The sequence below is a fragment of the Rhizobium sp. AB2/73 genome, from assembly GCF_020871915.1.
Taxonomy (GTDB): Bacteria; Pseudomonadota; Alphaproteobacteria; order Rhizobiales; family Rhizobiaceae; genus Rhizobium; species Rhizobium dioscoreae.
The window spans coordinates 890760-903521 of sequence record NZ_CP067072.1 but is presented as its reverse complement, the minus strand read 5'-3'; the positions used below and the strand labels follow the sequence as shown (position 1 = coordinate 903521).

Below are 12762 nucleotides of genomic sequence, written 5' to 3'. Positions count from 1 at the left end.
ATTCCGGGAGCCGGTGAAGCGCTGCGTTAGTTGATCGAGGTTAAAGGCTTGACGAAGAAGAGGCACGGATCGCTTTCACGCCAAAGGGTTGGAAATATCTCGGCGCGGATGAAGCCGTTTCTATCGTAGAAGGCGCGGGTCTTTTCATATTGCGGTTCGTCCCGACCGCGCGGCGCAAGTGTCTTGACCGTCAGAAGCTTGCAATCGGAATCGCGGGCGAAGGTTTCGGCTGCGGCCAGCAATCGCTTGCCGACGCCGCTGCGATGGTGTCGGCGCCTGGTTGCTATCACGAGAATCTCCATGGCGGCTGGCGGATGGGCGCGCAGCGCAACGAAGCCGGCAACGGTATCCGCCTCGACGCAACCGAACATCGGCAGGGTCTCCACGGCACCCGCACAGGCTTCGATGACATCGGGGTCGGTAAACCAGTCGGTCAATTCCGACATGATGTCACGACAGATGGCGCCTTTGGATTTGGTTATCTCGATGGCTTCCTGCATCTGTTCTTCCTTTTCCTGGCGATGGAGCGCGGTGTCCGCAGGCGATGGTGGCGAACCGCCATCAGGCCCGCATCTCCCGCACCCGTGTTGTTCGGTTTCGTCTGTGGCTGCCGCCGGCAGCGCAAGCATGGTCGGCCTCGAGCGAAATGGCGGCGAGGCATCGCGAATGCGCCTCCCGCAGAAGGCCGCAAACAAGGGCGCAGGATACGCCCGCCTCTTTGGCAATGATGTTTTGCGGGATATCGTCGAAATAGTGCTCTTCGTAGAACTTCCGGGTTCTGGCGGGCATGGATTCGACCGTGCAGCGGAAGGCCTTGTAGGCCTGGGCCTCGTGAAGATGCTCCTCGGGGCTTCCATAGGCCGAGGTATTGCCGCCGACTTCCTCTTCGACGAACAGGCCCCGCTCATATTGCCGGCGCCGCATATGATCGGTTGCCAGATTGCGCACCATGCGCATCACATAGGGCGTGGGAGCCGCTATATCCTCCTTCAGCGGCTTGGAGACCAGTTGCAGGAGAACTTCCTGCACGACATCCTCGGCCAAACTCATGCAGCCGGTGATCCTGCGTGCGACGGAGAGGAGCTTCGGATAGGCGTGAAGTGCTGTTTGGAGTTGCTCATTGGAAGTCGACTGCAAATGGTTGGCAATCATGTCGGGCTCTCGCTGAAATCCAAAGTTGCATTTCTGTGTGCCCCTCTTTTTGAGAGGGAACCTATAAAACATGACAATGATAGTCAAGATAGCGGAGTCGAAAAGCGAAGCATCTCCTAAATCAAGGTTTATCCACCTGATTTTATTTTAATTTTTTTAGCGATCTAGAAGAAAATCCCGCTTTTGTGATGCTGCCATTGCGGCCGTGCCACAGCTCTTGAGGTCGCGATAGCCCATTGAAAATCCCCGCTTTCTCCTTTGCTGATCCTGCCGGAATGGATGAAAATCGCTTCGTCCGATATCCGGATTTTGCCTTCAAAGGTTGTATTTCCCGGCGCCAGCATCACGCTTTGCGGGTCGGCCAGAAAACCCTGGCCGAAGCATTTCAACGCAGCTTCTTTCTGAACCCAGCAGGCGAGAAAAACATTGTGGCGATATCGCTCATCCAATTGATGCACCTGATTGAGCTCCTGTTCGGAAAGGATCATCGGCATGATCTCGAAGGCTTCTTTCTCCGAAAATGCGTCGAGGCGCTCGATATCGATACCGACGCGGCCGCCGCGACAGATCGCGAGCGCTATGTGGTCTTTGGTGTGAGAGAGATTGAAGTCGATGTCCGGGTAATCACGCAGGTAGGGCCTGCCGGAAGGGGTAATCGCGAGACAAAGTGCTTGCGGGGCGCAGCCAAGCAGATTGGCGACAATGCTTCGGCACAGCACCCGTCCGGCAACGAAAAGGCGCCGCGCCGAGCATGATCTGAATGCCGCGGCACGGCTTTTTTCCGGCGCGCTCAAAATCGTTTCCGATATAAGGATGTCATCAGACAAGCACAGGCTATGAAGCTCCACCTGTGCTGTCGCTTTCTGCAATTGGCTCGTCTTCACCTATTCCGCTGCCTGTCCCATGTGAGAGGGAAGGTTCGATGGCTGCCCGTGCGTTTCCCACTGCACGATCGGATCGAGCTGATCGAGATCGAAATGCGGGCGACCGAGCAATGCATTGGCAATCACGGCGCTGCGCCATGCGGCGAGGCTGAGCTGCGGTTCGGCGATGCCGTGGCTATGGCGTCCGGCATTGAGAACGAAGATGCGGTTCTCACGCGGCCCGTTCCATGCCAGCGAGAAGTCGCTTTCCAGCACCGGTTCACCGATGGAGTTGAGTTCGATGCGATTTTCGAGCGAATGCAGGAATTGCGGAAGGACAAAGCGATAGCCGGTTGCAAGAACGACCATGTCGACAACAAGCGTCTCGACGCTGTCATCGAAACCGTTGCGCATGGTCAGCGTGATTTCGGGACCATCCTGCTCGGCTGCGATGACGTTGCGGAACGGGCGCAGCGATATGCCGTGATCGGGGCGGCCGCCTGCATCGACCTTTCGCTCGTAGAGGCGGCGATAGAGCTTTTTCAAGGTGGATGCGGAAACGCCGTCGCTCGCCAGCACCTGCCGGCGTGTGTGCGTGAGCCGCAGCTCCTCCGGAAGCCCGTGGAAACGCTCCATATAGCCTGGCGTGAAGAGCTCGTTGGTGAATGGCGTCGCATCGAGCGGCTCGAAATTCGGACGACGGCTGATCCAGTGAATGGTCGAAACGGCGTTCAGGTCTAGCAGGGCATCGACGATCTCGGCGCCACTTTGGCCGCCGCCAATGACGGCAATGCGTGGTGCTTTGACATCACCGATACGTTGCGCAGCTTCGCTGCTGTGGAAGGTCATGGATTTCGGCAGCTGTTCGGCCCAGGCTGGACGAGACGCAATCTTGCCGACGCCGACGGAGAGATTGCGGGCGCTGATTTCGCCATCCTCGGTGGCAATGGAGAAGAAGCCGTCATTGGCGTGGACCTCCCGGACGCTGGCGCCGAAGCGGAGCGAGGTCAGGCCGCGCGCGACCCATCCTAGATAGTCGGCGAATTCTTTGCGCGGAACGGCTTCATATTCCGCATTGAGAAACTGATAAAAGCGTTTATGCGCAACAAGATAGGAGAGGAAGCTCCACGGACTTGTCGGGTTGGTGGCCGTTACCAGATCTTTTAGAATGGAGGTCTGCATCTCTGCGCCCGGCAGCATCATTCCTGGATGCCATGCGAAGGATGGGCGCCGCTCGAAGAAGCGGACGGAAAGTTGCGGTATGGAATCGAGCTGAGCGGCAAGGCTGAGGTTGAAGGGACCGATACCGGCCCCGGCGAGGTCGAGCACGTGCGATGTCATGATGCAGCTCCAGAATGATGTCGAAGAGGGGGTTACTTGACGGTGTCTTTGGACAGCGATGTCGGCGCAAAGGCATGATCGAGCCGCCGGGCGAAACGCTGATGGAAAGGCGTCTTGCCGATGATCGTCAAATGGTTGGTCCCGGTGACGATCTCGGATGCCGTGGCATTTGGTGAGTAGCGCCGCCAGTCGATGACGTTGAGGGCGCGTGTCAGAGAATCCTCGGCCGCAAAGGCATGGATGCGAAAATCGGATTGCTCAAGGCGGTAGTTTCGGAAGATCATCGCATTATCGATGAGGATCCAGAACGTATGTTCTTCCGAGCCGATATCGGGACCATCCGTCGGCAGTTTGACATTATGTTTGACGACATGGTGGAGGAACTGTTCGTAAACCTCCTCGTTCATAGCGGCGAACAGTCTCTTCCAATCCTCGCGCATCGGCGTGGTGGCAAACCAGCTTTGCACGGCAGCATGGGTGCGATCTCGGATGCCGTCTTCGAAGCGCGGCATGATGCCGACGGTAAATTCCTCGTCCATGTCGCAGACATCGACCATGCCGATCATGCGCAGATCGATTTCATCGCCGAGCTGCCGGGCGGCCTCATAGGCGAGCAGCCCGCCCCACGACCAGCCGAGGAAGGCGCACGGCCGGTCCTTGGCTTGTCTGCGCACGGCTTCCGCATAGCGCGCCGTGATATCTTCGACGCGGGTACTCAGCGTCTTGGTCTCGGTCAGTGAATAGCAGATGAAGCCGGTCGCCGGCTGTTCCGGCCCGAGATAATCGACAAGCCGCATATATTCGCGCGTGCTGACGAGCAGGCCCGGGAAGCAATAGAGCACCGGCCGGTCGCCGTTACGGCGAAGATAGACGACATCGACGCCGGTTTCGTCGCGACTGCCGTCAATCGCCAGTGCCAGATCGCGCACCGTCGGATGGTTGAACATGTCGGCGATCGATAGCGGCCATTCGGGATGGCGCATCTTCAGGCGGGAGACGATGCGTACGGCCATCAGCGATTGCCCGCCAATATCGAAGAAATTCTCGGTAACACCGATATCGCCGATGTCGAGGATGTCTTTCCAGACCTCCAGGATTGCTTTTTCCTTGTCATTGACGGGCGCCGCCATTTCGCGTTCGATACGCGGTGCCGGCAGGGCGGCGCGATCCAGTTTGCTGTTCGGCCCCATCGGCAGCCCGTCGATCAGCATGATCGTTTGCGGCACCATGTAATCGGGCAGGGCGGTCATGGCGGTGCGGCGCAGTTCGGTCACGCTCAAGCTCTCGCCCTCGCGCGGCACAACATAGGCGACGAGCGAGCTCCGTCCGCCGTCATTGTGCAGGAGGATGACAGCCTCGGCGACACGTTGGTCCGAGCGCAGCACAGCTTCAATTTCGCCTGGCTCGATGCGGAAACCGCGCAATTTGATCTGGTGATCGACGCGGCCGGCGAATTCAACGATCCCGTCTTCGCGCCAGCGGCCGAGATCGCCCGACTTGTACAGTCGCCCGCCCGGCGTGAAGGGATCCGGAATGAAGCGATCAGCCGTCAGCTCCGGCTGGCCGAGATAGCCGCGTGCCAGGCCGCTGCCGCCGATATAGATTTCGCCGATTACACCGACCGGGACGGGCGCGAGGTCGGCATCGAGCACATAGATGCGTCGATCGCCAACGCCGCGGCCGATCGGAGCGACGGTCCCCTCGAAGCGAGTTCCTGCCGGGATCTTCCAGATCATCGGCGTCATGATCGTTTCCGTCGGACCATAGCCGTTGATCAGCAACTGCGCCTTCAGGTTCTCGGTGATCATGTCGAACACAGCCTGCGACAGCGCTTCGCCGCCGAAGGAATAGAGCCGCAGCCGCGGGATTTCGCTGTTCTCTCCCGCATATTCGGCAAGGCCGCGCACATAGCTTGTGGGCAAGCTGGCATTGCTGACGCCGTGCCGCTTCATGGCTGCAAAGGCATCTTCGGGCGTGGCAAGCTTGTCTTGCGTCAGCACCACACCGCCGCCTGCCATCAGCGGCACCATCCAGCGCTCATGGCCGCCGTCCGAGGTGAAGGGCAGTACCGGATATTCGCAGGATCCCTCGCTCATTTCATAAATGCGCAGAGTCGCCTTGCAATGATGCGCAAGCGGGCCGTGCTCGACGGCGACGCCTTTCGGCACACCCGTCGAGCCTGACGTGTAGATCACATAGGCAAGCTGCTGTGGGGCAATGATCGTTGCCGGCGCGTCGGCGCTCTCCGTGGACAGATCGGTCACATCAAGATTGAGGTAGGGTGTCGCGATATCGCTCGGCAGGTTGGCGATGTGCTTTGCCCGGGAAATGACGAGCGAGAGGCCCGGGGCCGTCAGGATGTGACGATTGCGGGCCTCAGGATGATCCGGCTCCACCGGCGTGAATGCGCCGCCGGCCTTCAGCACAGCAAGAATGGCGATGATGGCATCGATCGATTTTTCAAGGGCGATAGCCACGCGTCTTTCCGGGCCGATCCCCATCGCGATCAGCCGATGGGCTAGCCGGTTGGCGGCAGCTTCAAGTTCGCCATGTGTCACGGATTTCTCGCCCTGTGCGACGGCAAAGGCGTTCGGCCGCCTTTTCGCCTGCGCGGAGATGACCTCGTGGATCGGTGTGCCGTCGTCCGCTTCCGGTGCGTCGGGATAGGGTGCGGAAAGCCTCTCCAATTCCTCTGGCGACACGAAGGGGATGTGTTTGACCTGTACGCCGGGATTGGCATTCAATTGCGCAAGCGCAATGGCAAAATCATCGGAGAAGCGGATGATCTGCTTTCGATCATGCTTCTGCGGGTCGAAGCCGATGCTGATACGCAGTTTGCCTGCGGATGCCGGGGAAACGGTAACGACCAGATCGGCATCGCGGCGCGCCTGCGGTTCGACGGGGCTGCGCAGCGCGACGTCGCTCGAGGTTGCTTCCAGGAGATGCAGGGGCGGACGCACATCGAGGAGCGTCTTGACGAGGCCGGTGGTGTCGAAGGATTCGTCCCGTCTTATCAACGCATCGGCAAGGGCCTCGAAGGACACGAATTGCCGGGTTACGGTCTCGATTTCCTTTACGAATGCATTGCGAACGTCCTTGAGCGTCATGGCACCGTCGAGTTCCGGCGTCAGGATCAACACGTCCTCGTTGCGGGCGGCAATTCTTTGCCTTTCCGGACGCGTGACCAGGCCGATCCTTTGAGTGCCGTATCCGGTATGGCGCCGCAGGGCGATCCCGAGGGAGGCAAGCATGTCCTCGGAGATGTCAGCGGACGATTGTATCGGCACGTCAAACATATGCTCGAACCATGCCTCGTCGGCCGTGTTCTTTCCCGCCGATGTTTGCGGCAGGAGTGCCGCAATGTTCTCCTGAGCCGTCAGCCGCTGAAACCAGAAGTCGATCAGTTCCGGTGCTGCATGGCGTGGTGCGCCGTTGGCAATCATCCACGAAGCGGCGTCGGGCAGCACCGTCTCTGCGATATCCGCTGGGTCATGACCGCCGATGTTGCGAAGGAAATCCGTTGCGAGCAGGTCGAGCGCCGCAGCGTCGGCAAGGATTGCGTGAAGGGAGAACAGGGCGCCCACCGCCCGCCCTTCTTGCGTCAGGAGAATGAAGCGGGCCGGATTGCCATCAGTGAGGTCGATTGGGCGGGCTTGTTCTGCCGTAGCAACCACTCTCAGCGCCTCGTCCAGATTTTCGCCTGCCGTCAAGGCCGTTTCGATGATCTCGACGAAGCGATCATTTCTTAAGATCTGCTGGACGCCGCCGCCTGCCCGCGCCTCGAATTCCGAGGTGATGAGGGGATGTTGCCGAGAAAGTTTTGATAGACCCTCGCGCGCTAGGTCAAGAGAGATCGAAGGGAAGACGATCCCGAGTATTTGTCGCCCGTAGACGACTTCGTTACCCGTCTCCGATAGGAGCCAGATACGTGACTGTGCTGGCGACAGCGAGCATTTGGCGAGGTAATCCGTATCGTTTGCTGCCTTGGCGTTCCGATCGTGGACAGTCATTTCTTCGCCATTCTCCGTAAGTGTACTGAAATACATATCTAATCAATCGAAGTACAATAGCGTATACATCTCAATATCTATTGTAGATATTAAGTTTGATCGATTGATGTCTCTGACTTCTGGCGTCGATAAACTCGGTTGCTCCGAAAATTACATCGATGCAGCTGCATAACGAACGGAGTTTTGGAAAATTCAGGAGATTTTCAAAAAATATTTCCGGAAAATATTTTGAATTTTTGCCGATGTCGTTCGTCACCGCAGAATTAGCGCTGTGCTTGGAACTGTCGATCTCAGCTGGCGGTTCTGAAGATATGGAGATGAAATATGGATGTTTCCCTGGCGATGAGGAGCGATGGAGCGGCGGAGAGATCCTTTGATTTGCGCCTGCCGGCTTCGGGCTTTGAGAGCAGCGCGCTGGTTTGTGGCCAGCCGCTCATCATATCGGCAGGGTCTGCACCAGCAAGTTTCCGCGTCGAACATCACGAAGTGACGGTGGCCTCAGGTCATCTATCGGGGCCGGCCACCAATGTTCTGGTCTTCGATACAATCTCGACGGCGGTTTCGCCGCTTTCCGGCGAGGATATCGTCAACGCCGTGTCGGAAGCCATTCTGGCATGCAATCCGCATCTGATTTGCTTCGAGATCGCGCTTGCGGATGATGATCTTGCAAGGCGACTGCTGGAGACCGGCGCGATAGAACGTAGCGGCGAGCGCCTCATCGTGCGGCCCGAATCCTTTTTCCAGCAGGCAGGATCCTGGCTCGGAAGTGCGCCCAAGGCCTATCCGGAATTGCCGATCCTGACGAATGGCGTCCTTCATCCGCAGCGGCCTCCGAAGCCCACCGGCCGCGTCTACAGCCGCTTCATTCCCTGGCTGAATACGCAGCTTGGCTTCCATGTCGCCGATATCGAGGCCGATCTTCCGTATTTCCACCGCTGGATGAACGATCCGAGGGTTGCTGCCATATGGGAAGACAGCGGCGATCTTTCCTATCATCGTGATTTCATCGCAGGCCGCCTTGCCGATCCACGCACTCTGCCGATGATCGGAACCTTTGGCGGTGTGCCCTTCGGTTACTTCGAACTCTATTGGGCGAAGGAAGACAGGATCGGACCGCATTACGACGCCGACGGCTACGACCGCGGCTGGCATGTGGCGATCGGTGAGGATGATTTCCGCGGGAAGGCCTTCGTCAGCGCCTGGCTGCCCTCGCTGATGCACTACATGTTCCTGGCCGATCCCCGCACGCGACGTATCGTCGGCGAACCGATCCATCATCACGCCCAGCAAATCCGCAATCTCGATCGTTCCGGCTTCGCCAAGGTCAAGCATATTCAGTTCCCGCACAAAAAGGCGCTGCTGGTCATGCTTCTGCGCGAGCGCTTCTTCATGGACCGGCTGCTACTGCCGGATCTCACCGGCTTGCCCACAGAGGATGGGCAGCCTGTCCTTGGCTCGCTGGCGCGAGGCGCCTGATGAAAACAACCGTCGATATGAACGATCCGCGCGTCAAGCGGCTCGTTCTGGCGGTCGCGCTTCCAGCCGTGGCAGGATTGGCCGCCAGTGCCGGCCATCATGCGATCAACGCGATCTTCCTGGGAGCACTCGGTCCGGACGTGCTGGCGGGCATCAGTCTGGTCATGCCGCTATTTCTGCTTGTCGCGGCCTCCGGTCAGGGGCTGGGTATCGGGCTTGCGACGCTGCTTGCGCGCTACCTTGGCGAAGGGGATATCAAAGCCGCAGCGTCGGTCGCCACGACAGCGCTCGCGGCGACGATCCCGCTCGGCATCTTCTTGTCGATGCTGATCTATCTCAGCCTGCCGGATTTTGTCGGGGCGCTTGGCGCCAGTGACAATCTCCTTGCCCCAGGGCTCGATTATGGGCGGCTGCTTGCTTTCGGGGTGACGCTCGGGCTTTTGCAGGCTATCTGCGATTTCATCGCGATCGCCGAGGGCAATTCACGTTTCTCAATGATCGTGCTGATCGCAAGTTTCGCCTTGAACGCGGTTCTGGACCCCGTCTTCATCTTTCTCTTCAAGCTCGGTGCGTCCGGCGCGGCACTGGCGACCATCGTTTCGTCCCTTGCAGCCCTTGCATGCTATGCCGTCTACTTCCTGTGCCGATGGGGAGCGGTAAGCGTGACCGGCGGGGCGATTTGTTGGCAACTGCTTTGGCCGATCGCGCGGATCGGCCTTCCCGCTGCCGCAACAAGCATTGTCACGGGTCTCGGCTTTCTGGTCCTGGTGCGGGAGGCCGCGGTCCATGGCGGCGATACCGGCGTCGCCGCAACGGCGATTGCCATCCGGCTGATGACTTTGGGACAGCTTCCATTGTTCGGTTTTTGCCTCGGCGCCCAGAGCGTCGTCAGTCATGCCTTCGGCGCTGGCGATGCCGAGCGTCTGAAAGCCGTGATCCGCTTCATGCTCGCTGTGACGATGCCGGTCGCATTGCTCTATTCCATCTTGCTGTTCCTGGCTGCCGAGCCGATCGCACGCCTGTTCACGGATAACCAGGACGTCGTAGATGAGGCAGTCGCCTGGCTGCGGCACCTCTTTCCGATCTTTCCGCTTTCCGCTTTTCAATCCGTCCTGCTTGTCATGCTGCAATCGCGGGGTCGGGCCGGCCTGTCCGCGCTCGTGGGGCTCGCACCGCAGGGATATCTGCTGATCCCGTTTTTGCTCCTGCTGCCGCTTTGGATGGGCTTTGCCGGCATCTCTGCCGCTGCCGCTGCCGCAGCCATTCTCGCTGCCGTCCTCGGCGGCTTTGTCGGATGGAGGGAATGGCTTGCCATTCTGCCGACCGATGCACCGGGCCGCCTTGTTGGCCAATCGACACTTCACTCCTGACCCAAGAGGAACGCCATGAACGAGACGCCGAGATTCGATGCCTACCGCCACGCTATTCCAGATGCGCTGATGCCGCCGCGCGACGATCCGTTCGACGCGGCCGTGCCGCCGATCTACCAGACATCGCTCTTCCTGTTCGATAGCTACAAGGAACTGGAGGACGTCTTCGCCGGACGCTCGAAGAAGCCGATCTATTCGCGTGGTGACAACCCGACCGTGCGGCTTCTGGAGCGCAAGATCGCCGAAATGGAGGGCGCGGAAGAGGCGCGTGCCTTTTCGAGCGGCATGGGTGCAATTGCTGCTGCAGTTCTCGCCTTCGTCGGGCCTGGCGATCGTATCGTCACCGTCCGGCACGTCTATAGCGATGCCTTCCGCTTCTTCGAAAAAGTCCTGAAGCGCTTCGGCGTCGTCGTCGACTATATCGACGGCACCGATACGCAAGCCATGCTTGCCGCGCTTCCGGGCGCCAAGCTTGCCTATCTCGAAAACCCGACCTCGATGGTTTTTGAGCTGCAGGACCTGACCGCGATCGCCGAGGCCGCTCGCCGCCATGGCGTGGTAACGATGGTCGACAATTCCTGGGCAACGCCGCTCTTTCAGAAGCCGCTCTCCGTCGGTATCGATATCGTCATTCACGCCGCCTCGAAATATCTCGGTGGACAGAGCGACACGGTGGCGGGTCTGGTCACTGGCTCGAAAGCGCATATCGACCGGATCAACAGCGAAATCTATCCCTATACGGGTGCAAAGCTCGCGCCGTTCGAAGCATGGCTCGTCCTGCGTAATTTAGAGACACTGCCATTCCGCATGCGCCATCATCATGAAGCCGGGCTCGAAGTGGCGTCCTGGCTCGACGCCCATGCGGATGTGACCAAAGTCATGCATCCCGCACTTGGCGACCATGCCGGGAAGAGCACCTTCAGCGGCTTTGGCGGGCTGTTTTCCTTCGAGGTTTCGGACCGCATCGATGTGGCCGATTTCGTTGATGCTTTGCGCCTCATTCGTATCGGCGTCAGCTGGGGCGGACCGGAAAGCCTGGTGGTGCCGGCAAAGGCAGCACTCAGCATTTCGCCGGAGACCAACGTCTTCGCGCGCTTCGGTGTCAGCGACCGCACGATCCGCCTGAACGTCGGACTGCACTCGGCCAAGGAAATCATTGCCGATCTCGAGCAGGCACTTGCCGCCGTCAGGCGATAGCCAGCTGCAGCACTCTTATATCCAGAAAGGGGTGGAGTGACACGGTCGCTCCGCCCATACTATTATTCATTGTTGATCCATTCCCGCCCAGACCCGATCGAGACAAGATGACCATCCCTTCCAATGAAACGTTGAGCGCGCTTGCCGCCGAATATGGAACGCCGCTCTGGATCTATGATGCCACTGCGATCCGCCGCCGCATCGCGCAACTCTCCGCCTTCGACGTCATTCGCTATGCCCAGAAGGCCTGTTCGAACATTCATATCCTGAAAGAGATGCGCAAAGCGGGCGTGCGGGTCGATGCCGTCTCGCTCGGCGAGATCGAGCGGGCGATGCGGGCGGGCTATTCTGCTTGCACTGTGTCGGGAGATGCTGAGATCGTCTTCACTGCCGACGTTTTCGATCGGCCGACCTTGGAACGTGTCATTGCCGGCAAGATCGAGGTGAATATCGGTTCCATCGATATGCTGCATCAATTGGGTGAGCGCTCCCCGGGCCATCGGGTATGGCTGCGCATCAACCCCGGGTTCGGACATGGGCATAGCAAAAAGACCAATACCGGCGGCGAAACCAGCAAGCATGGCATCTGGTTCGAGCAGTTACAGGAGGCCGTGGCGCTGACGCGCCGGTATTCACTGAAGCTTGTCGGGCTGCACATGCATATCGGCTCCGGCGTCGATTATGGACATCTGCAGCGTGTCTGCGGAGCGATGATCGGATTCTGCCGCGCGCTGGATGTCGACATCGAGGCCGTCTCGGCCGGCGGCGGTCTTTCCGTGCCCTATAGGGAGGGTGAAGAAGAGATCGATCCTGCCCATTATTTTTCGCTCTGGGATAAGGCGCGGCGCGAGATCGAGCTGCATTTTGGCCACCCAATCCGGTTGGAGATCGAACCGGGCCGCTTCCTGGTCGCTGATTCCGGCGTGTTGCTGGCTGAAGTCAGAGCCGTCAAGATGATGGGTCGCAACCGCTTTGTGCTCGTCGATGCCGGCTTCAGCGATCTTGCCAGACCGGCTATGTACGGCAGTTATCACCATATCTCAGTCATTCCAGGCACAGCGCCTCGCGATGCCGCCGGAGCAATCTTCCCCTCAGTCGTGGCAGGCCCCCTCTGCGAATCGGGCGATGTTTTCACGCAGACGGACAATGGCACCGTGGAAACGCGCGATTTGCCCGAAACCCATGTCGGCGACTATCTCGTGTTTCATGGCGCCGGGGCTTACGGGGCAACCATGTCGTCGAATTATAACAGCCGTCTTTATGCACCGGAGGTCCTGATCGACGGCGAGACCCATCGCTTGATCCGCCGCCGCCAGACACTCGATGAGCTGTTCATGCTGGAAGCCATCTAGG

General features: G+C 59.3%; 10 protein-coding genes. 5 read left to right on the top strand and 5 right to left on the bottom strand.

Features of this window, described 5'->3' with window-relative positions:
* Positions 1–26 precede the first annotated feature (26 nt).
* The 5 genes from I8E17_RS23785 to I8E17_RS23765 all read right to left on the bottom strand — a co-directional run bounded on the left by I8E17_RS23785 (position 27) and on the right by I8E17_RS23765 (position 7366).
* Complete coding sequence (locus I8E17_RS23785; RefSeq protein WP_069615635.1) at positions 27–500, bottom strand: GNAT family N-acetyltransferase; 474 nt, start codon at positions 498–500, stop codon at positions 27–29.
* A 61-nt stretch (positions 501–561) separates the two neighbouring features.
* Complete coding sequence (locus I8E17_RS23780) at positions 562–1152, bottom strand: sigma-70 family RNA polymerase sigma factor (protein WP_069615634.1); 591 nt, start codon at positions 1150–1152, stop codon at positions 562–564.
* A 164-nt stretch (positions 1153–1316) separates the two neighbouring features.
* Complete coding sequence (locus tag I8E17_RS23775; protein WP_069615633.1) at positions 1317–2036, bottom strand: 4'-phosphopantetheinyl transferase superfamily protein; 720 nt, start codon at positions 2034–2036, stop codon at positions 1317–1319.
* A complete protein-coding gene (locus tag I8E17_RS23770) occupies positions 2037–3356 on the bottom strand; it encodes a lysine N(6)-hydroxylase/L-ornithine N(5)-oxygenase family protein (protein WP_069615632.1) in 1320 nt (439 codons plus the stop codon).
* Positions 3357–3388: 32 nt separating this feature from the next.
* The gene (locus I8E17_RS23765; RefSeq protein WP_219511594.1) at positions 3389–7366 is read right to left on the bottom strand and encodes a non-ribosomal peptide synthetase; all 3978 of its coding nucleotides are present in this window, start codon (positions 7364–7366) and stop codon (positions 3389–3391) included.
* A 158-nt stretch (positions 7367–7524) separates the two neighbouring features.
* On the opposite strand from I8E17_RS23765, the gene I8E17_RS23760 reads away from it, so the two are divergent.
* The 5 genes from I8E17_RS23760 to lysA all read left to right on the top strand — a co-directional run bounded on the left by I8E17_RS23760 (position 7525) and on the right by lysA (position 12761).
* Positions 7525–7743 carry a hypothetical protein gene (locus I8E17_RS23760; RefSeq protein WP_162711868.1) on the top strand — a complete coding sequence of 73 codons (219 nt, stop codon included), beginning with the start codon at positions 7525–7527 and terminating at the stop codon, positions 7741–7743.
* Positions 7691–8842, top strand: a complete 1152-nt coding sequence (locus I8E17_RS23755; RefSeq protein ID WP_069615631.1) for a GNAT family N-acetyltransferase — start codon at positions 7691–7693, stop codon at positions 8840–8842. Before I8E17_RS23760 ends, I8E17_RS23755 begins: the two co-directional genes overlap by 53 nt.
* Positions 8842–10212, top strand: a complete 1371-nt coding sequence (locus tag I8E17_RS23750) for an MATE family efflux transporter (protein ID WP_069615630.1) — start codon at positions 8842–8844, stop codon at positions 10210–10212. The genes I8E17_RS23755 and I8E17_RS23750 overlap by 1 nt, the downstream gene beginning before the upstream one ends.
* A 15-nt stretch (positions 10213–10227) precedes the next feature.
* Positions 10228–11409: a PLP-dependent transferase gene (locus I8E17_RS23745; protein ID WP_069615629.1), complete on the top strand. Its 1182-nt coding sequence runs from the start codon at positions 10228–10230 to the stop codon at positions 11407–11409.
* Positions 11410–11516: 107 nt separating this feature from the next.
* Positions 11517–12761, top strand: coding sequence for a diaminopimelate decarboxylase (lysA, locus tag I8E17_RS23740; protein ID WP_069615628.1), 1245 nt, complete (start codon positions 11517–11519; stop codon positions 12759–12761).
* The last annotated feature ends 1 nt before the right edge of the window (position 12762 follow it).